Source organism: Paraburkholderia bengalensis (genome assembly GCF_037126505.1).
GTDB lineage: Bacteria > Pseudomonadota > Gammaproteobacteria > Burkholderiales > Burkholderiaceae > Paraburkholderia > Paraburkholderia bengalensis.
Genome location: NZ_JACFYJ010000007.1, coordinates 142,438 through 163,549 on the forward strand (window position 1 = coordinate 142,438; position 21,112 = coordinate 163,549).

The 21,112-nt window shown below is 65.0% G+C and carries 13 protein-coding genes and 1 pseudogene; 9 read left to right on the forward strand and 5 right to left on the reverse strand.

Annotated features, from left to right (window positions below; translation table 11 throughout):
• Positions 1-8 precede the first annotated feature (8 nt).
• Positions 9-4,480 (forward strand): annotated as a pseudogene (locus H3V53_RS07160) (translocation/assembly module TamB domain-containing protein).
• A 94-nt stretch (positions 4,481-4,574) separates the two neighbouring features.
• On the opposite strand, the gene H3V53_RS07165 reads toward H3V53_RS07160, so the two are convergent.
• The 3 genes from H3V53_RS07165 to H3V53_RS07175 all read right to left on the reverse strand — a co-directional run bounded on the left by H3V53_RS07165 (position 4,575) and on the right by H3V53_RS07175 (position 10,333).
• Positions 4,575-6,500 (reverse strand): adhesin, encoded by a 1,926-nt coding sequence (locus H3V53_RS07165; RefSeq protein WP_336597353.1) that lies wholly within the window; start codon positions 6,498-6,500, stop codon positions 4,575-4,577.
• Positions 6,501-6,837: 337 nt separating this feature from the next.
• Complete coding sequence (metG, locus tag H3V53_RS07170) at positions 6,838-9,018, reverse strand: methionine--tRNA ligase (RefSeq protein ID WP_336597354.1); 2,181 nt, start codon at positions 9,016-9,018, stop codon at positions 6,838-6,840.
• Positions 9,019-9,682: 664 nt separating this feature from the next.
• Complete coding sequence (locus tag H3V53_RS07175) at positions 9,683-10,333, reverse strand: YiaD family glycine zipper/OmpA-like lipoprotein (RefSeq protein WP_336597355.1); 651 nt, start codon at positions 10,331-10,333, stop codon at positions 9,683-9,685.
• A gap of 267 nt (positions 10,334-10,600) precedes the next feature.
• Here H3V53_RS07175 and apbC point away from each other — a divergent pair, with 267 nt between their 5' ends.
• From apbC to H3V53_RS07215, 8 genes are all read left to right on the forward strand, one after another.
• Positions 10,601-11,689, forward strand: a complete 1,089-nt coding sequence (apbC, locus tag H3V53_RS07180; RefSeq protein ID WP_336597356.1) for an iron-sulfur cluster carrier protein ApbC — start codon at positions 10,601-10,603, stop codon at positions 11,687-11,689.
• A 181-nt stretch (positions 11,690-11,870) separates the two neighbouring features.
• Positions 11,871-12,404, forward strand: coding sequence for a superoxide dismutase family protein (locus tag H3V53_RS07185; protein WP_336597357.1), 534 nt, complete (start codon positions 11,871-11,873; stop codon positions 12,402-12,404).
• 321 nt (positions 12,405-12,725) lie between these two features.
• On the forward strand, positions 12,726-13,295 hold the full coding sequence (dcd, locus tag H3V53_RS07190) for a dCTP deaminase (RefSeq protein WP_336597358.1): 570 nt from the start codon (positions 12,726-12,728) through the stop codon (positions 13,293-13,295).
• Between the two features lie 84 nt (positions 13,296-13,379).
• The gene (locus H3V53_RS07195) at positions 13,380-15,662 is read left to right on the forward strand and encodes an arginine/lysine/ornithine decarboxylase (RefSeq protein ID WP_336597359.1); all 2,283 of its coding nucleotides are present in this window, start codon (positions 13,380-13,382) and stop codon (positions 15,660-15,662) included.
• Positions 15,662-16,399 carry a lysozyme inhibitor LprI family protein gene (locus tag H3V53_RS07200; protein ID WP_336597360.1) on the forward strand — a complete coding sequence of 246 codons (738 nt, stop codon included), beginning with the start codon at positions 15,662-15,664 and terminating at the stop codon, positions 16,397-16,399. The genes H3V53_RS07195 and H3V53_RS07200 overlap by 1 nt, the downstream gene beginning before the upstream one ends.
• A 313-nt stretch (positions 16,400-16,712) precedes the next feature.
• Positions 16,713-17,390: a CsgG/HfaB family protein gene (locus tag H3V53_RS07205; protein WP_054919655.1), complete on the forward strand. Its 678-nt coding sequence runs from the start codon at positions 16,713-16,715 to the stop codon at positions 17,388-17,390.
• 28 nt (positions 17,391-17,418) lie between these two features.
• Positions 17,419-17,784 (forward strand): DUF4810 domain-containing protein, encoded by a 366-nt coding sequence (locus H3V53_RS07210; RefSeq protein ID WP_336597361.1) that lies wholly within the window; start codon positions 17,419-17,421, stop codon positions 17,782-17,784.
• Positions 17,784-18,458 carry a DUF799 domain-containing protein gene (locus H3V53_RS07215; RefSeq protein ID WP_336597378.1) on the forward strand — a complete coding sequence of 225 codons (675 nt, stop codon included), beginning with the start codon at positions 17,784-17,786 and terminating at the stop codon, positions 18,456-18,458. Before H3V53_RS07210 ends, H3V53_RS07215 begins: the two co-directional genes overlap by 1 nt.
• Before the next feature lie 86 nt (positions 18,459-18,544).
• Here the strand turns inward: H3V53_RS07215 and H3V53_RS07220 are convergent, their stop codons facing one another.
• Together H3V53_RS07220 and argH are read right to left on the reverse strand one after the other, a co-directional pair.
• Positions 18,545-19,465, reverse strand: coding sequence for a bestrophin family protein (locus H3V53_RS07220; protein WP_063787609.1), 921 nt, complete (start codon positions 19,463-19,465; stop codon positions 18,545-18,547).
• A gap of 194 nt (positions 19,466-19,659) precedes the next feature.
• Positions 19,660-21,066 (reverse strand): argininosuccinate lyase, encoded by a 1,407-nt coding sequence (argH, locus tag H3V53_RS07225; RefSeq protein WP_336597362.1) that lies wholly within the window; start codon positions 21,064-21,066, stop codon positions 19,660-19,662.
• Positions 21,067-21,112 lie beyond the last annotated feature (46 nt).

Genomic DNA, 21,112 nt, shown 5'->3' on the forward strand with positions numbered 1-21,112 from the left:
TTTCGAGCATGACGACGGACCCATCCGCCAATCCATCTGAGAATCTGCCGGGCGGTGCTCCGCCGGGCGGCACCCCGCCGGGCGGCGAGCCGCCGCGCGGCGCGGATGGCTCTGGCGGCGGCTCCGACACGCCGCCGCCGAACAAGCCGCGGCGAGTGCGGCGTCTGTGGAAGGCGATCGCGTGGGGCATCGCGGTTCCCGTCGTGCTCGTCTCGCTGGTCGGCGCGCTGCTGTACGGCGTAGTGGTCACCGAGCGCGGCACGGCGTACGCCTGGCGGCTCGCCGTGAAGATGCTGCACGGCCAGCTCGAAGGCAAGCTCGACGGCGGCGCGATCGCCACGGGCCTGCACATGCGCGACGTGCGCTGGCGCAGCCTCGACGGCAGCGGCACGGACATCCGCATCGACCGCATCGACGGTCGCTGGGCGTTGTCGGACATGCCGTGGCGCTTCGTCGTCGACTATCTGCACGTCGGCACCGTCGACGCGCGTATCGCGCCGTCCACGTCGAAGTCCGAGCCGCTCAGCCTGCCGAAGGATCTGCGGCTGCCGCTGCAGCTGGAGGTGCGCGATCTTCGTGTGGACAAACTGGTGCTGCATGAAGGCGCGTCGAATTCCGAGTACGCGCGTCTGCTGTTCCACGGGCGCAGCGACGGCCGTCATCACGAAGCGTCCGTCGATCGGCTCGACACGCCGTTCGGCGCGGTCACGGCGGCAGTAAAGCTCGACGGCGTGCGGCCCTTTCCGCTGACGGGCGACGCCGGCTATTCCGGCAAGGTCAACGACGAGGCCGTGCAGGTGCGCGCGCATCTGTCGGGCTCGCTGGAGACGCTCGTCGCCGAGCTCGACGCGACGGGGATGAAGCTGACGGGCCATGCGCGCGTCGAGGCGACGCCGTTCGCGCAGGTGCCGCTGCAGCGCGCGACGCTGACGTTCGATCACGTGAACCCGCAGGCCTTCGCGCCCGGCGCGCCGCTCGCCGATCTCGCCGTGCGCGCGGAACTGCAGCCGGTGCAGCGCGACGCGGCGGCGCGTCCGGCTGCGGCGGGCGGAGCGAGTTTGGCAAGTGCGGCAAATCCGGCAAATCCGGCAAGTTCGACGGTCGCGGGTCCGGTCGTTGCAGCAGGCAAGGGGCGCGCTGCGAGCGCGACGCAACTCGCCAGCGCGCCTTTGGCAGCGTCCCACGCGCAGACCGACGCGGCGCATCCGGATCAAGGTTTCGCCGTGCAGGGCCAGGTCTCGATCGTGAACGCGAAACCAGGGTCGATCGACCAGCATCTGCTGCCGCTGATCGACGCGCATGCCGACGTGCAACTCGACGCCCGCGCGCAACGCATCTCGAATCTGAACGTACGGCTCCTGAAGGAAGCCACCATCACGGGTGGCGGCGCGCTGATGGGCAAGCGCGGCCAGTTCGATCTGAAAATCGCGAAGCTCGACCTGAACGCGCTCGAAGCCAGCGTTCGTCCGACACGGTTCGACGGTCCCGTTTCGATCCGGCTGAACGACGACGTGCAAAGCGTGACGCTCGATCTGAACGATCCGAAAGCGGCGTTGCGCGCGCAGGGCAAGATCACGCTCGATCCTGCGCGCACCAGCTTCAACGACGTGCGCGTGACATCGGGCAAGGGGCACATCGACCTGAGCGGCGCTCTCAAGCGCGACGCGAACTCCACCTACAACCTGAAGGCGACGCTGACCGACTTCGATCCGCTGACGCTGACGCAACAAACGCCGACGCGGGCGCCGGCGGCCGCTGCTGGAAAGGCGAAGGGCAAGGGCAAGCGCGCCCAGGCGGGGATGTCGACGGCGCCTGCGCGCGATGCGAGCGCCCAGCAAACGCCCGGAAGCGCGTCCGGAAGTTCGTCCGGAAGTTCGCCCGGAAGTTCGCCCGGAAGGGTAGCCGCAAACGTGCCGGCAAAACCAACGGCAAACGCAACGGCAACACCGACGGCGAAAGCAGCGCCACCCGCGAAAACGCCCGCCAAAGCCGCACCCGCCTCGCGCAAGATCGAAGCGCGCGTAAATGGCACGCTGACGGCATCGGGCGTGCTGGCGCCCGTGTTCACCACAAAGGCCGAGTTTCGCCTGGGCGAGAGCGTCTACGATGGCCTGCCGATGACGGGCAGCGGCACCATCCAGCTCGTCGGCTCGCGGATTCTGCCGAGCCGCGCCAATCTGTCGGTGGCAGGCAACGAGGTCGATCTGCAAGGCAGCTTCGGCGCGCGCGGCGACCGTTTGCGGTTTCGCATCGATGCGCCCGAGCTCGAGCGGCTGGGGTTCGGTCTGGCCGGGCTCGTCGTGGCGCAGGGCGACGTGACGGGCAACTTCGAGCATCCGAACCTCGCGCTCGACTACAAGGCCGACAGCGTCGTGTTCGCCGACAACAGGGTCGGCCACGCGGAGGGCCACGCCGAACTGCGCGACGGCGCGAACGGCGCCATGGTGTTCACGACGGACGCCCGCAACGTCAACACGGCGGGCGTCGAACTGAATACGCTCACGGCGCGGCTGAACGGCACGCGCGCGAAGCACACGCTCGAAGCCGCCGCGACGGGTACGCTGCAAGGCCGCCCGCTCGATCTCGCGGTGGCCGCGAACGGCAAGCTCACCGACGCGCGCGACGGCGCGCACTGGGACGGCACCGTCACGCGTCTGTCGAACAAGGGCACGCCCGCGCTGAACATGGAGTCGCCCCTCACCGTCAGCGCGGGCGGCCAGCGGGTGACGCTCGGCGCCACGCGGCTCACGCTCGAAGGCGCGGTGCTCGACCTGAAATCGTTCGCGCTCGATCATGGGCGCATCCGTTCGGCGGGCACGCTGACGGGCGTGTCGGTGGCGCGGATGCTGGAACTGCGGCAGGAATTCACGGGCGTGCCGTCGACGCTGAAGACGGATCTCGTGTTCGACGGCAACTGGGACTTCGCGCTCGCCGACACCGCGACGGGCCACGTCGAGCTGAAGCGGCGCGCCGGCGACATCACGATCGAAGTGGGGCGCGGCCTCGCGCCCGTCGGCATCACCGACATCGCCGCGCGCGCGGCCTTCAGCGGCGGCAATCAGCTGAACGCGACGGTGCACGCGCAGGCGAGCCGCATCGGCGTGATCGACGCGTCGCGCACACGACGCTCGTGCCGCGCGACGGCGTGCTCTCCATCAACGAAGAAGGGGCGCTGGCAGGCTCGATCGACGCAAACGTGCCGTCGCTGAAGACGATGGGCGGGCTGTTCGGCCCGAGCTATCTGCTCGACGGCCACCTGGCGCTGAAGCTCGCGCTCGCCGGCACGGTGGCGAAGCCGAACCTGTCGGGGGCACTGGTCGGCGATGGTTTGTCCGCGACGCTCGTCGATCTCGGCGTGCAACTGAAGGACGGCATCGTGCGCATCGCGCTGTCCGAGAATCTCGTCGATTTCCAGCAGGTCGAGTTCCACGGCGCCACGGGCACGCTGCGCGCCAAGGGCCGCGTGCGTCTCGACAACACCGAGCCCGATCTGACTGCGAGCATCGTGGCCGACAAGCTCGAACTGTTCGCGTCGCCGGACCGGCAACTGACTATGTCGGGCAGCGCGAGCATCGCAAACGCGGGCACGCAGGGCGGGCTCGCGATCAACGGCAGATTCGTCATCGACCACGCGCTCTTCGACATGCCCGACAAGTCCGAGCCGCGTCTGGGCGACGACGTCGTGGTGGTGCGTCCGGACGGCTCGGTGGCAAGCGGCAAGCCCGCTGAAGTCGGCAACTCGAACAAGCCGGTGGGGGCATTTGCGCCGCGCGCGAACATCGATATCGATCTCGGCGACAATTTCCGCTTCCGCGGCCAGGGCGCGGACGTCGGGCTGCGCGGCACGATCACCGCGCTCTCCGCGCCGAATCTGCCGTTGCGCGCGATCGGCAACGTGCGCGTGACGGAGGGCTCGACCTATACGGCGTTCGGCCGCAAGCTCGGCATCGAAAACGGCTTCTTTACGTTCAACGGGCCGGTCGCGAATCCCGGCATCAATATTCTCGCGATGCGCCGCAACCAGCAGGTCGAGGCAGGCGTGCAGGTGACGGGCACGATTCAGTCGCCCGTCGCGAAGCTGGTGTCCGAGCCGAACGTGCCCGACAACGAAAAGCTGTCGTGGCTGCTGTTCGGACACGGCACCGATCAGGGCAACAACGTCGGCCAGCAGAGCACGATGACAACAGCGCTGGCGCTGCTCGGCAGCGCGAGCGGCAAGCGTATCGCGCAGGAATTCGGACTCGACGAATTCTCGATTGGGCGCAGCGAAGTGGGGCTGACCGATCCGCAGGTGGTGATGGTGTCGAAGGCGATCAGCGAATGGCTCGTGATCGGCTATGAGCAGGGCTTGCAGTCGTCGAGCAACGCGATCAAGGCGACGGTGAACCTGACGCGCTACTGGTCGGTAGCTGCGTATGGCGGCACGTTCCAGGGCATGGACCTGCAATACACGCGGCGCTTCGACCGGCTGCGCTGGTAACGCCGCAAGCGCGGACAACCAACGCAAAAGCAAAAGCCGGCGGACCGCGCGATGCGGGCCGCCGGCTGCCTGGCGGGATCACTGGCGACGGGCGCTACTTCGTTGCGCTCGCCGTCGGTGTGCTGGATCTGATTTGCGTGTTCGCCGTCGCCGCCGGCACGGTCCGCGCTTGCGCATGCACCAGCGCCAGCACGTTTCGCCCGAATTCTTCGGGACGGCCTTCGAAAATCCGCTCGACAGCCTCCTCTTCGATCAACCGGCGACGCAGCGTTTCGCGCGCGTCATGCTGCGTGGCGAGCCGCACGGCGGCGCGCACGTATTCGTCGATCGAATGCGTGGTCAGCCAGTCCGGCATGCCGGCGCGCCCGAACAACCCGCTGTCGATATGCTCGAACACTTCGGGACCGCACAGGTTGACGCCTGGCAGGCCGAGCGTCAGCGCGTCGACGATGCCGTTCGTATTGCCGAACGGGAACGGGCTCACGAACATGTCCATCGCGTTGATGACTTTGAGATAGCTCGCGTAGCCCATGCCGCCGTACACCAGCACGTTCTCGCGCGGCAGCGCCGCTTGCACCAGGCGGCGCACGTAAGCGATGTCGAGCCCCTCCGCCCACGACGTCATGAAGTGAAAGCGCACCGGGATGCCCGCCGTCTCGATGACACGGCGGCACGCGGCGAGAAAGCGCGGATTGAGCTTCATCGCGCTCGCCGTCACGGCGATGTTGACGAACTCGCCGCGCTCGGGGACGCTCGGCGTGATGTCGGTGAGCAGCTTCGATGGCACGTACGGCTGACCGTCTTTCGGCAGGCGCATCAGCTTTTCGCTGAAGCACCCAGGGTCGCCGACGAAATCCTCCTCGACGCTCACGTAATCGATGCATTCGGCGTGCATCGTCGCGGGATGGCCGAGCGCGGCGATCTGCAGCGGCGCGACGCGCACGTTGGTCATGAAGATCGTATGCGGGAACATGCCGACGCTCGGCATGTACAGCACGGCCGGCGGATGCTCGCGCGCGAAGTTCTGCACCTGCCTCACGATCTCGCCGACATACTCCGGATGCTCGAACGGAATGAAGCGGTCGAAGATCGCGCGGCCCGCTTCGTCGACGTGCTGCGCCTCGCCGAACGCGACGACTTCGAAGCGCTCGCGCGCGGCGAGCATCGTGCGCGAATGCGTGCGATAGATCGAATGGCCGCCATTGAACCATTCGAGCACGACGATCATCAGCGGCTTGCGTTCCTCCTGCCGCTCGTGCTGCACCGCATGGCCCACGTGCGCTTCGTCGGCGAGCAGGCCCAGTTCGCCCAGTTTTTTTCGAACCAGCTTGCTGATGCCGCGCTTGAGCGCATGCCGGTTCGGCAGATCCGAATAGCTGCAGTGCATGTAGGCGCCGCATACCGCGCCGCCCGGAAGTTCGTCCAGATCGTCGATCGCGTCGAGCGCGCGCGGCAGCCACTCGATGAGCCGCTCGCGCTTCTCATGCGCGGCGGGCGAAATCACCACCGCCGAGCCGACGACCGACATGCCGAGGCTCGCCGCCAGCGCAGGCTCGGTTTTCGCGAGATCGGCGAGGTCGATGTCGTACCCGGATTCGACGGTGTAGAGCACGATCTGCTTTCTGACCAGCGCCTTCACCTCGCTGACGTCGCCAGGCGATTGCGCTGTGTGATCGAGCAGCGCGCGCAGGATGTGATCCGTGTTTCCGTACGACGAAGCGACGAACAGCATGTTCAGCCAGTGACGCGCGTTGAACAGCTGGTTGAACTGCCCGTCGTTCAGCTGGAAGTGCGGATCGGCGAGCAGGGCGGTGATGGCGTCGGCGATGCGCTGCAGCGTGCTCGCGGCGTCTTCGCTCGGGGGGCGGGTCGGATCGGCGAAGGCGAGATCGACGCCCGGCAGCCGGCTGCGGTTTGCAATGAAGGTGTTGATCAGGTCGATCAGCGCGTCATGCGCGGCCTCGTAATCGCGCGACGCGACGAGGGTTTCAAACCGGTCGAGGGAAAAATCAGTGCTCATGTCAGTGGCCGAGGGAAGACGGCTCACGATGGGCGAGCGCGTCGTGTTCAACAGGGAAGATGGACGCCGGGCCGCGCCGGACAGGGCTCGCGCTGGCTTCGATGCGCGCGCTGCGAAGCGGTTCGGTCGTCAGCGGAACGGCCGCGTGGCGCGTGTCACAAACTGATCGCGATTTTCAGAGAATTGGCGCCTGATGAATCTAGGAGCACTCTTAGTTTTGAGAAAAGAGCGCGTGGCGGGCGGTCTGTCACGGCTTTTGCACGCGCGAAAAAAAAAGCACGTCCGCAGACGTGCTTGTCGAGCGGCGCCGCACGGGCGCCAGATGAGCGAACGGGCGTTACTTGACGCGCATGCCCGGTTTCGCGCCGCTGTCCGGTTCGAGCACGTAGATGCCCGGTTCGGCCTTCTCGTCGGCGGCCGATGCCGCGAGCACCATGCCTTCGGAGAGCCCGAACTTCATCTTGCGTGGCGCGAGGTTCGCGACCATCACCGTTAGCTTGCCGACCAGTTGTTCCGGCTGATACGCCGACTTGATGCCCGAGAACACGTTGCGCGTCTTTTCTTCGCCGACGTCGAGCGTCAGTTGCAGCAGCTTGTCCGAGCCTTCGACGGCTTTGCAATCGACGATCTTCGCGATGCGCAGATCGATCTTCGCGAAGTCGTCGATCGTAATGACGCCGCTGTCGTCGGTCTTGGCCTGTGCGTCGCCATGCGCCGCGGCCGTAGCCTTCGCATGCGCCTTGGCTTTGGCCTTGGCGTCGGCCGTCTGCGCGTCGGCGGCGGGCGCTGCCTGCAGCGAGCCGCGGTTCGCGGCCAGCAGCGCCTCGATCTGCTTCGGATCGACGCGGGTCATCAGATGCTTGTACGCGTTGATCGCGCGCGCCGAACCGAGCGGCGTATCCGCGTGCGACCACGCGAGCGGCTCGATGCCGAGGAACGCTTCGGCGGCTTGCGCGACCTTCGGCAGCACCGGCTTCAGCGCGAGCGACAGCAGACGGAACGCTTCCAGCGACACGCTGCACGTTTCATGCAGCGCGACCGCGTTGGCCGGGTCTTTCGCCTGATCCCACGGCTTGGCCGTATCGACGTACGCGTTGACGGAATCCGCGAGTTCCATTGTCAGACGCAGCGCCCGGCCGTAATCGCGCGCCTCGTAGTGCGCGGCAACCTGCGGAATCGCGGCGCGCAACGACGCGAGGAGGGGATGCTGCATCGCGCTGTCCTGCACGCGGCCGTCGAAGCGTTTGATCAGGAAACCCGCTGCGCGGCTCGCGATGTTCACGTACTTGCCGACGAGGTCGCTGTTCACGCGCGCCTGGAAGTCCTCGAGGTTCAAGTCGATGTCTTCCATCGTGCTGTTCAGCTTGGCCGCGAAGTAGTAGCGCAGCCACTCGGGGTTCATGCCCGTGTCGATGAAGCTGTTGGCCGTGATGAACGTGCCGCGCGACTTCGACATCTTCGCACCGTCCACCGTCAGGAAGCCGTGCGCGAATACGTTGGTCGGCGTGCGATGGCCGGAGAACTCGAGCATCGCGGGCCAGAACAGCGTGTGGAAATACAGGATGTCCTTGCCGATGAAGTGATACTGCTCGGCCTTCGATCCCTTGTTCACCCACGCGTCGAAATCGAGCCCGCGTTTTTCGGCGAGATTCCTGAAGCTCGCGTAATAGCCGACGGGCGCATCCAGCCACACGTAGAAGTACTTGCCTGGCGCACCGGGAATCTCGAAGCCGAAGTACGGCGCGTCGCGCGAGATGTCCCAGTCGGCGAGCTTCGCTTCACCCGCGTCGCCGAGCCACTCGCGCATCTTGTTGGTCGCTTCCTGCTGCGCCAGGCCGCCTACCCAGCCGCGCAGGAAATTCTCGCAGCGCGGGTCCGACAGCTTGAAGAAGTAATGCGTCGACGTCTTCTTGACGGGCGTCGCGCCCGACACCACCGAGTACGGATTGATCAGCTCAGTCGGCTGGTAGGTCGAGCCGCACACTTCGCAGTTGTCGCCGTATTGATCTTTCGCGTGGCACTTCGGGCACTCGCCCTTGATGAAGCGATCCGGCAGGAACATTTCCTTGACGGGATCGTAGGCCTGCTCGATGTCGCGCGCCTCGATCAGGCCGGCCGCCTGCAGCGCCGTGTAGATGGACTCGGACAGCACGCGGTTCTCGTCGGAGTCCGTCGAGTAGTAGTTGTCGAATGAAATGCCGAACGCGTCGAAATCGCGCTTGTGCTCCTGCCACACGCGGTCGATCAGCTGCTTGGGCGTGATGCCTTCCTGCTCGGCCTTCAGCATGATGGGCGTGCCGTGCGTATCGTCCGCGCCGACGTAGTAGACCTCGTGCCCGTGCATTCGCAGCGCGCGGACCCAGATGTCCGTCTGGATATATTCGACCAAGTGGCCGATATGGATTTGCCCGTTCGCGTACGGCAGGGCAGACGTGACGAGGATCTGGCGGCGGCCTTGGGACGCGCCGGCGGCGGTGAGGTCTGCGGATTGAACCGCGGTGGCGTCGGTTGCTGACATGTGGGTTCTATGGACTGGCGGAAGGTACGGGCGGCCGTCGCAATGTGCACACGGACGGCGCTGTGCCCAGGACCGCACGGGCGGAATGTCCGCTCGCACAGCTCGGGTTGCCGGGCGCGGCTGCGCGGACTTTCATCGCGCGAAACCGGCCCGAACCGCCGATTTTACCAGCGTGAATGGCCAGCGACAGCGCGTATGACGGCTGCGTTGCGCGGCGCGGCGATTGAACGCAGCGATGGGCGTCGCGCAATGTTCGCGGCCGGCGGCGTGGTACGGCGTGTGTCGGAAGGGATAGGAAGCGAGATAAGGAGCAAGAAGCCGAGCAAGACCCGGAGCAAGAAGCGGAGCAAGCGGGCCCATGTCCTCGCGCTAAACGATCGACAAGGTGCGAAGCGGAGTGCGGGCAAAAAAACCGGGGCTATGGGCCCCGGAGCAACAACGACAAGAGGAGAATGGTGACGCGGCGGCTTCACCGCGCGCGTACCGTAAAGACAGACAGCGGAATTTCGTGAGAGTTCGAAATTTTTTTCGGCCGGTTCGCGGGGGCTGGGGCGGCTTTTTCGCATGCCTCGCGTGACGCCATCGGCCAAACTGGCGAACTGGCGCTCGCGTCTGCCGGAAGAGCCGAGCCCGCCCGGGGCAGCCCTTCCTTCCTCCACGAACCTTACTGCGCGTGCTGTGCCGTTGCGCGCAGATAGATTTCGACGCGGCGGTTTTGCGCGCGGCCCGCTTCCGTGTTGTTGTCGGCGATGGGCTGATTGGCGCCCATGCCCGAAGCCGCGAGACGTTGCGGCGCGACGCCGTCTTGCGAGAGTTGATTCACGACGCTTTGCGCGCGATTGACGGAGAGCGTCTGGTTGTACGCCGGCTGACCGGTGCTGTCGGTATGGCCCACTACTTGCGCGACCACTTCCGGGCTCTGGTTCAGCGTTTGCGCAACCTGCGCGAGCACCGGCGCAAATGACGGCTTGATCGCGTAGCTGTTGGTGTCGAACGTGACGGAACTCGGAATGTTCATCTTGAGCGAGCCGTCGGGCTGCTCGGTGATCTGCGTGCCCGTGCCCTTCGTGGCGCCGGACAGCTTGTTCTTGATGTTCTGCCAGTTGTAGCCGGTCACGCCGCCGACAGCCGCGCCCACGCCCGCGCCGATCGCCGCGCCCTTGCCGCCGCCGAAGATCGCGCCCAGCGCGGCGCCCGTGCCGGCGCCGACGCCCGTGCCCACGGCCGTGTTCGTGCCTTGCTCCGTGGCGCAGCCGCCGAGCAGCGCACCGACAACAGCCAATGCCGACAGGCGGGTCATGATTTTTGCATTCATTTCGAGTCCTCTTGAGTAAAACATTTGACGATGCACGGGCTTGCAAACCGCGCCGACAGCCGGAAAGGGTCTTCCGGCAGGCCCCGGCGCCAGCCTCTACAATGACGACTGAGCAGCCGGCGATTCGGCCCTATTGCAAAACTAGCGCGGCAAGCGTGCCAATGAGACAGGTTTTAGGCAATGCCGGCTAACAATTTCTTTCAATATTTCCGGCGCGTTGCGCAGACTTCGATCGCACCCCGCGCCAGGCGTTCCCACGGAGACTCAATGAGCATCGATCGGGCTTTGGTCGACGCGGCCCTCGCGGCCGTCGTCGACCCCAACACACAGCGGCCGTTCGCAGCGGCGAAAAACTTCAGGAACGTGACGGTCGATGGTGCCACGGTCGCCGTCGACGTGGTACTCGGCTATCCGGCCAGGCGTCAGTTCGACGCGATCCGCGCGCTCGTCGAGAACGCGCTGCGCGCAGTGCCCGGCGTGTCGAATGCGCGCGTGCAGGTATCGCAGGACATCGCTGCGCATACGGTGCAACGCGGCGTCAAACTATTGCCGAACGTGAAGAACATCGTCGCCGTTGCGTCAGGCAAGGGCGGCGTCGGCAAGAGCACGACCGCCGTGAATCTGGCGCTTGCGCTCGCGAGCGAGGGCGCGTCGGTGGGCATTCTGGACGCCGACATCTATGGCCCGTCGCTGCCGATGATGCTCGGCATCGAGGGCCGCCCGGAGTCGCCGGACGGCCAGTCGATGAACCCGATGACGGGCCACGGCCTGCAAGCCAACTCGATCGGCTTTCTGATCGAGCAGGACAATCCGATGGTGTGGCGCGGCCCGATGGCCACGTCCGCGCTCGAACAGCTGCTGCGGCAGACCAACTGGAAAGAACTCGACTACCTGATCGTCGACATGCCGCCGGGCACGGGCGACATCCAGCTGACGCTGTCGCAGCGCGTCCCCGTGACGGGTGCCGTGATCGTGACGACGCCGCAGGACATCGCGTTGCTCGACGCGAAGAAGGGCTTGAAGATGTTCGAGAAGGTCGGCATTCCGATTCTCGGCATTGTCGAAAACATGGGCATCCATATCTGCTCGAACTGCGGCCACGAGGAGCACATCTTCGGCGCGGGCGGTGCAGAGCGGATGTCGAAGGAGTACGGCGTCGACGTGCTCGGCAGCCTGCCGCTCGACATCGCGATTCGCGAACAGGCCGATTCGGGCCAGCCGACGGTGGCCGCCGACCCTGACGGGCGCATCGCCGACATCTATCGGACGATTGCGCGCAAGGTCGCGATTCATATCGCCGAACGCGCGCGCGACATGAGCTCGAAGTTCCCGACCATCGTTGTGCAGAACACGTAAAGTCGTCGTGCGCGGGCGACGCTTGCGGCATGACCCGGCACACGGGCGTGCAGCGCAGCGGGTCCGCGCTTCGGCACCGGGTAGAAAGGGGTCTGAATGCGGCCCCGCTCGCTGTATCATGTCGGCTTCATCAGGTCCGGCAACGCGGTCGCGGAGACGGCCGGCTCGACAAGAGGATCGCATGAGAAAACGAATCGGCGGCGAGGCGATCAAGTCAATCATCGTCTTGGCTGCGACCAGCGCCTTGCTGTCAGGGTGCATGGGCTTTCTGAAGCCACAGGAGAAGCGCGCCGACGCGCAACTGCTGCCGACGCTGGGCAACCAGACGCGCGGCTCGGTGACGTTCATCGAGCGCTCGGACGGCGTGCAGGTGACCTACAACCTCACGGGCTTGCCGCCGAACAGCGACCACGCGCTGCAGGTGCACGAGCGCGGCGACTGCAATTCCGTCGACGGTTCGGGCGCGGGCGCCGTGTTCGCGCCGGCTGCTGAGCGGTTGAAGATCGGCGCGCGCGTCGAGGGCGATCTCGGCAACATTCACGCCGACGCGGCGGGCGTGGCGGCGGGCTTCATCGTCGCGCCGGACGTGTCGCTCGACGGCGTGCGCTCGGTGCTGCAGCGCGCCGTGCTGCTGCACCGCGACGCGTCCGACCCCTACGCGTATCCGCAACACGGCGCAGGCCCTGCGCTCGCGTGCGGACTGATTCGCCAGTAACGCCAGCCGCTTCGCGCGGACCGCCCGTCTGGTCCGGATCGAAGGATTTGCCAATCGTTTGCGCCCGGTTTGCGCCCTGCGCGAATGTCTGTATCTCCGCCGTTTTTCCGTTTGTTTTTCGCAGCGATCCACGCGGCCTTGGCGGCGGGACCTTTGTCGTCGCCACGCACGGCGGCGCCCGTGCGCGCCGGGGATTGATGCCGCATCGGGCACGCCCGCCCGGTTCGCGTAAAATAAGCGCCTTTCTTCCGGCGGCTTGCGTTCGAAGGCCAACGCCAAGCGACAGCCGGCCGATTTTTTCCCCGTCAGCAGCGTTCACCTATGAGCATCAAATCCGACAAGTGGATTCGGCGGATGGCCGAAGAGCACAAGATGATCGAGCCGTTCGCGCCGGGCCAGGTGCGCGCGACGGAAGACGGTCGCAAGATCGTCAGCTACGGCACGTCGAGCTACGGCTACGACATCCGTTGTGCCGACGAATTCAAGATCTTCACGAACATCAACTCGACAATCGTTGATCCGAAGAACTTCGACGAGAAATCGTTTGTCGATTTCAAGGGCGACGTCTGCATCATTCCGCCGAACTCGTTCGCGCTCGCGCGCACCGTCGAATATTTCCGCATTCCGCGCAGCGTGCTGACGGTGTGCCTCGGCAAATCGACGTATGCGCGCTGCGGGATCATCGTCAACGTGACGCCGTTCGAGCCGGAATGGGAAGGGCACGTCACGCTCGAGTTCTCAAATACGACACCTTTGCCTGCGAAAATCTACGCGAACGAAGGCGTCGCGCAGGTTCTGTTCTTCGAAAGCGACGAGATCTGCGATGTCTCGTACGCGGATCGCGGCGGCAAATATCAAGGACAGCACGGCGTGACGTTACCGAAGACGTAACGCAAACGCGCATTGAATCACCAGCTATTACGGGTGACCGCTGCGCTTCGCTGAGCAGCGGTCGTTCTTTTTGGAGAATCGCCCATGAAGTTTCGTTTTCCCGTCGTCATCATTGACGAAGATTTCCGCTCCGAGAACATATCGGGTTCCGGCATCCGGGCGCTTGCCGAGGCCATCGAGAAAGAAGGCGCGGAAGTGCTGGGTCTCACGAGCTATGGCGATCTGACGTCGTTCGCGCAGCAGTCGAGCCGCGCGTCGTGCTTCATCCTGTCGATCGACGACGACGAGCTGCTGCCGTACGTCGAGAACGGCGACGGCGAAGCGCCCGACCTCGCGCCCGCGATCATCGATCTGCGCGCGTTCGTCGAAGCGGTGCGCAAGCGCAACGCGGACATCCCGATCTTTCTGTACGGCGAGACGCGCACGTCGCGCCATCTGCCGAACGACATCCTGCGCGAGCTGCACGGCTTCATCCACATGTTCGAGGACACGCCGGAGTTCGTCGCGCGGCACATTATCCGCGAGGCGAAGGTCTATCTGGACTCGCTCGCGCCGCCTTTCTTCAAGGAACTGGTGCAGTACGCGGACGAAGGCTCGTATTCGTGGCACTGCCCGGGCCACTCGGGCGGCGTCGCGTTCCTGAAGAATCCGCTCGGCCAGATGTTCCACCAGTTCTTCGGCGAGAACATGCTGCGCGCGGACGTCTGCAATGCCGTCGACGAACTCGGCCAGCTGCTCGACCACACCGGGCCGGTTGCGGCCTCGGAGCGCAACGCGGCGCGCATCTTCAGCGCGGACCATCTGTTCTTCGTGACCAACGGCACGTCGACATCGAACAAGATCGTCTGGCATGCGACCGTCGCGCCGGGCGACATCGTGCTGGTGGACCGCAACTGCCACAAATCGATTCTGCATGCGATCACGATGACGCACGCAATCCCCGTGTTCCTCACGCCGACGCGCAATCACTTCGGCATCATCGGGCCGATTCCGCGCGACGAGTTCAAGCCGGAAAACATCCGCAAGAAGATCGAGGCGAATCCGTTTGCGCGTGAAGCGCTCGCGAAGAACCCGAACCTGAAGCCGCGCATCCTGACGATCACGCAGAGCACGTACGACGGCGTGATCTACAACGTCGAAATGATCAAGGACCTGCTCGGCGATCTGCTCGATACGCTGCACTTCGACGAAGCGTGGCTGCCGCACGCCGAGTTCCACGAGTTCTATCAGGACATGCACGCGATTGGCGCGGGCCGTCCGCGCACGGGCGCGCTGGTGTTCGCGACGCACTCCACGCACAAGCTGCTCGCGGGCATTTCGCAGGCTTCGCAGATCGTCGTGCAGGACAGCGAGAACAGCACGTTCGACCGTCACCGTTTCAACGAGGCGTATCTGATGCACACGTCGACGTCGCCGCAGTACGCGATCATCGCGTCGTGCGATGTGGCCGCCGCAATGATGGAGCCGCCGGGCGGCACGGCGCTGGTCGAGGAGTCGATTGCCGAAGCGCTCGATTTCCGCCGCGCGATGCGCAAGGTCGATGCCGAATACGGCGACGACTGGTTCTTCAAGGTCTGGGGCCCCGAAGAACTGGCCGAAGAGGGCATCGGTTCGCGCGACGACTGGATGCTGCGTCCGAACGACCGCTGGCACGGCTTCGGCGCGCTCGCCGACGGCTTCAACATGCTCGATCCGATCAAGGCGACGATCATCACGCCGGGGCTGGATGTGGACGGCGAATTCGGCGAGACGGGCATTCCCGCCGCGATCGTCACGAAGTATCTGGCCGAGCACGGCATCATCGTCGAGAAGACGGGGCTGTACTCGTTCTTCATCATGTTCACGATCGGTATCACGAAAGGCCGCTGGAACTCGATGGTCACGGAACTCCAGCAGTTCAAGGACGACTACGACAACAACCAGCCGCTGTGGCGCGTGCTGCCCGAGTTCGTCGCGCAGCATCCCGCCTACGAGCGCATCGGCCTGCGCGATCTGTGCGAGCAGATCCACAGCGTCTACCGCGCGAACAATATCGCGCGGCTGACGACCGAAATGTACCTGTCGAGCATGGAACCCGCGATGAAGCCGTCCGATGCGTTCGCGAAGCTCGCGCACCGCGAGATCGACCGCGTGCCCATCGACGAACTCGAAGGCCGCGTCACGTCGATCCTGCTGACGCCGTATCCGCCGGGCATTCCGCTGCTGATTCCGGGCGAGCGCTTCAACCGGACCATCGTCAACTATCTGCGTTTCGCGCGCGAGTTCAACGAGCGCTTTCCGGGCTTCCATACGGATATCCACGGGCTGGTCGGCGAAACGATCAACGGACGCATCGAGTATTTCGTCGATTGCGTGCGCGATTCCTGATGATGAAGACGGCGCTGCGCTTTCGCACGGTGCCCCGCGCGTCGATGCACGCGCGGGCCATGTGGTGCGCGTTGAGTTCGGCGTTCGCGCTGGCCTGTGTGCCGCTCGCCGCGCATGCCGAGGTCGCGGCCGCCGATCCCATCGACGCTTCGATGCGCGCGTGCCTCGCGCGCGCGGATATGTCGTCGACGGTCGGCCAGGTGCAGTGCATGGATACGGCGCGGCTCGCGTGGCGGGCGTCGATGGACCAGTCATACAGACTGGTGCTCGACAAGGTGTCCGGCGCGCAGCGCAGGAAGTGGGAAGAGAGCCAGAAGCGCTGGGAGGCGTGGCGCGACGCCGATGGCAAGCTGCTGGCCGCGGTGCTGTCGACGACGCGTGGCACCGCCTATCAGCTCGCGGGCGCGGACATGCAACTGCAACCCGTGCGCGACCGCGCGCTGGCGCTGCGCGCCGTCGCGATGCAGGCGGGCAAGGTGGACCCGAAGGCGCGGCCCCGCGCCTGTTCGTTCGACGCGCAGTGCGAACACGCGACGTTCGATCTCAATCGCTACTATCGTCGCCTGCATGCGAAGCTGCCGTCACATGAGCGACCCGTCCTCGCACGCGCGCAACGCGCATGGACGGCCTATCGCGATGCAACCGTGCCGCTGATGGATGCGCACGCACAGGTCGATATCATCGGCGCGCGCGTTGCGCTGCTCAAGCGCATGGGCGACACGGCCGGCAACGACTGAGCCGGGCGCTTTGCGCATTTGCTTCGAATATCTAAGCAGGTATTGTTGCAAGCGCATCTAATGCGGATTGCATATCTCAGCAACGGGCCGCGCGCGCCCGTTCGCATCTCTCACATCGTCTGTTTGGCTTCGCCAATGCTCCCGTGCGGCGAGCATGTCCTGTTCATCGCGATACTTTTTTAAAGTTGTATCGCGAAGTGTCGTTATTCTGCGTTGCGTTACACATGTCTCTGTCCGGCTACGGGCGGCAACAACGCGCATGACCGGACAGATCCACGGAAACGCAAGTCTTTCTTTGAACAGGATCAACATCTTGAAGCCAACTACATCCTCCGCATGGCTCGTCACCGCGCTGGTTGCCGCGGTATTGAGCGGGTGCGCGACGGAAGCGTCGCGCTCGCTGCCGACGCCCGAAGTCAGCAGTGCGCAAGTGCCCTATGCCGGCAAGCTCGTGCCCGTCGCCGTCGGCAAGTTCGATAACCGGTCGAGCTACATGCGCGGCATCTTCTCGAACGGCATCGACGTGGTGGGCAGCCAGGCGAAGACGATTCTCGTCACGACGTTGCAGCAGAGCCGCCGCTTCTCCGTGCTCGAGCGCGACAACCTGAACGAGATCGCGCAGGAAGCGTCGATTGCCAACAAGCGGCAGAAGCTCAAGGGCGCGAACTACGTGATCACGGGCGACGTCACCGAGTTCGGCCGCAAGGAAGTCGGCGATCAGCAGCTGTTCGGCATCCTCGGTCACGGCAAGAGCCAGATTGCCTACGCGAAGGTCAGCCTGAACATCGTCGATACCACGACGTCCGAAGTGGTCGCGTCGAGCCAGGGCGCGGGCGAATACAGCCTGTCGAACCGCGAGGTGATTGGCTTCGGCGGAACGGCATCGTATGACTCGACGCTCAATGGCAAGGTGCTCGATCTGGCCATCAAAGAGGCCGTCAATCATCTCGTCCAGCAGGTCGACGCGGGCGCGTTGCAGGCAGCGAAGTAATCCACACATCAAACATCGAAGAACAAAGATGAAGAGAGAAAAATGGCTGACGGGCCTTGCGCTGCCCGTCGCAGCAGTGTGCACGCTGCTGACGGGATGCGCGAACACGACGAAGAACGTCGCGTTGTATCAGTGGGACGGCTATCAGCCGCAGGTCTACGAGTACTTCAAAGGCCAGAAGAGTCCGCAGGAACAGATCGATGCGCTCGAGAAGGCGCGTCAGCAGATTCTCGCGAAGGGCGCGTCGGTGCCGCCGGGCTTCCACGCGCATCTGGGCATGCTTTACGCGACGGTCGGCAATGACGCGCAGGCGAAGACGGAACTGCTGGCCGAGAAGCAGTCGTTTCCCGAGTCGTCGACCTACATGGACTTCCTGCTGAGCAAATTCCAATGATGAAGCGCCTCCTCTCACTCAAGCTGATCGCCGCGCTGTCCGTCCTGTTCACGCTGGCGGCGTGCGTGCAGCATCCCGTGCGCAACATGGACTACACGGCGTTTCGCAACAGCAAGCCCAGCACGATCCTCGTGCTGCCGCCCATCAACGACACGTCCGATGTAGGCGCAAGCTACGGCATGCTGTCGCAGATGACGATGCCGCTCGCGGAAGGCGGCTACTACGTGGTGCCCGTCGTCGAAATGGAAGAGACGTTCAAGCACAACGGCCTGACGACGGCGAACGACATCCAGGACGTCGCGCCCGACAAGCTGCGCAGCATCTTCGGCGCCGATGCCGCTCTGTACACGAAGATCTCGCAGTACGGTTCGAAGTACACGGTGGTCGACAGCACGACCGTGGTGACGGCAAGCGCGAGGCTCGTCGATCTGCGCTCGGGCGATACGCTGTGGCAGGGCACGGCGAGTTCGACGGGCAAGGAACTGGGCGGCAACGTCAACGTGGGCGGCGGGTTGATCGGTGCGCTGGTGCAGGCGGCCGTCAAGCAGGTCGCGCATTCGCTGACCGACGAGGCGCATGACGTCGCCGGTCTGACGAGCCGCAAGCTGCTGTCGAGCGGCGGCCCGAACGGCTTGTTGTACGGTCCGCGTTCGCCGCGGTACGGCACGGACTGAGCGTCTGACGCGGTTGTGAAAAGCGCGCGCCTGTCGCAACGGGCGCGCGCTTTTTTTGTCTTCGTGCGAGCGCGCCGGGTGAAGGCTCAGGTGAGCAGATAGCCGTCTTTCGCGGCGGCTTTCTGCAGGGAAGGCTGCGCGAGCAGGTCGCGCGCAGCGTCCTCGATGAAACAGGACAGCGCATCGAGGGCGAGGTCGTTGTCGTCGGTGCCGAAAGGTTCTTCGATCTGCGATGCGATCGCGTCGAGCGCCATGAACGTGTAAGCGACGAATACCGAAAAGAGCGGCGTGAACGCGCCGACGCTTTCGACCAACCCGAACGGCAGCAGCGCGCAGAAGAAGTAGACGGTGCGGTGAATCATCACCGAGTAGGCGAAAGGCAGCGGCGTCGACACGATGCGCTCGCAGCCGCCGATCACATCGGACAGCCCGTTCAGATTGCGATCGATCGCCTGCACGGTCCACGCGTCGAGCTTGCCGTCGCGCGCGTGCCGCTGCACCCATTCGCCGAGCCAGAGCATGATCGTCGCGGGCCGGTAACGCGACATCATGACGCGCTCGAAGAGCGGCTTGTCGAGTCTCGTCGACAGGTCGTGCGCTGGGTCGGTGCCCCTGAGCTGATGCCGAAGCGCGTGCGCGAACGCGCCTAACGCATGTACGAAAGCTTGCGTTTCCTTGCTGTCGATCTGCTCGCGAGGCAGCGTGAGCACCTGGCGCGTGAGCGAGCGTGTTTCGTTGAGCAGATGTCCCCAGAGCTTGCGCGCTTCCCAATAGCGGTCGTAGCTGGCGCTGTTGCGAAAGCCCAGAAAGATCGCGAGCGCGATGCCGATCAGCGAGAACGGCGTCGTGCTGACGTTCACGGTGATCTTGACGACCTTGTCGTGCACGCCGAGCGCGATGAGCGAGATCACAAAGATCAGACCGAGGCGCGGCAGCAACTCGGGCAGGACGGAGCCGCGCCACGCGAGCAGCATGCGGAACCAGTGAAGTTGTGGGCGGATGATCATGACGGTGAGGTGTGGAAAAGCGGGCCGTTACGGGATGGTAGCCGACGGCGCGCGGCGGGACATGAGGCGAAGTGTCCGCGAGGTCCCGTCGATGACGGAAGAAAACGTGCGAACCCGCACAGTCTCGTGCAAAAACAAAAAGGCGAACTCCCGTGTGAGAGTTCGCCCTTGCCGCCCTCGATAACGACGGGAAATCAGCCGATCGCCGCTCGCGCAGCGGCGATAGCAGCGCGCACCTGATCGGGCGCCGTGCCACCCGGATGATTGCGGCTTGCGACCGATCCCTCGAGCGTCAGATAGCCGAACACGTCGTCGCCAAGCAGCGACGCGACGTTCGGCAGTTCTGCCTTCATTTCGTCGAGCGACAGATCGGCGAGATCGCAGCCGCGTTGCTCGCACACACGCACCGCGTGCGCGACGGCTTCGTGCGCGTCGCGGAACGGCAGGCCGCGCTTGACGAGATAGTCGGCGAGGTCGGTGGCCGTCGAGAAGCCTTGCAGCGCGGCCGAGCGCATCGCTTCCGCTTTCACCGTGATGCCCGCCACCATCTCGGCGAAGATGCGCAGCGTGTCGGCGACGGTGTCGACGGTATCGAACAGCGGTTCCTTGTCTTCCTGATTGTCCTTGTTGTACGCGAGCGGCTGGCCCTTCATCAGCGTCAGCAACGCCATCAGGTGGCCGTTCACGCGGCCCGTCTTGCCGCGCGCGAGTTCCGGCACATCGGGATTCTTTTTCTGCGGCATGATCGACGAGCCGGTGCAGAAGCGGTCCGCGATATCGATGAAGCCGACGCGCGGGCTCATCCACAGCACGAGCTCTTCCGAGAAGCGCGACACGTGCGTCATCACGAGCGCGGACGCCGCCGTGAATTCGATCGCGAAGTCGCGATCGGACACGGCGTCGAGCGAGTTCGCGCAGATGCCGTCGAAGCCGAGCGTCTTCGCCACGGCGTGACGATCGATCGGATAGCTCGTGCCCGCGAGCGCCGCCGCGCCGAGCGGCAGGCGGTTCACGCGCTTGCGGCAATCGGCCATGCGCTCGGCGTCGCGCGAGAACATTTCGACGTACGCGAGCAGGTGATGGCCGAACGTGACGGGCTGCGCGACCTGCAGGTGCGTGAAGCCGGGCATGATCGTGGCGGCGTTCTTGTCCGCGAGGTCGAGCAGCGCCACGCGCAAGTCCTTCAGCAGCGCACCGATACGGTCGATTTCGCCGCGCAGCCACAGGCGGATGTCGGTGGCGACCTGGTCGTTGCGCGAGCGGCCTGTGTGCAGGCGCTTGCCGGCATCGCCAATCAACGCGGTGAGGCGCGCCTCGATGTTCAGGTGCACGTCTTCGAGGTCGAGCTGCCATTCGAACTCGCCGCGCTCGATCTCACCCTTGATCTGCGCCATGCCGCGCTGAATGGCCGCGAGGTCGTCGGCGCTGATGATCTTTTGCGCGGCCAGCATCGACGCGTGCGCGAGCGAGCCTTCGATGTCGACGAACGCGAGACGCTTGTCGAAGAAAACCGACGACGTGTAGCGCTTGACGAGTTCCGACATCGGCTCGGAGAAGCGAGCCGACCAGGCTTCGCCTTTTTTATGCAGTTGGGACGTCATGGTGATGGGCAGTATGCGAGGTGAAGACGCGGACGGCGCGGCAGGA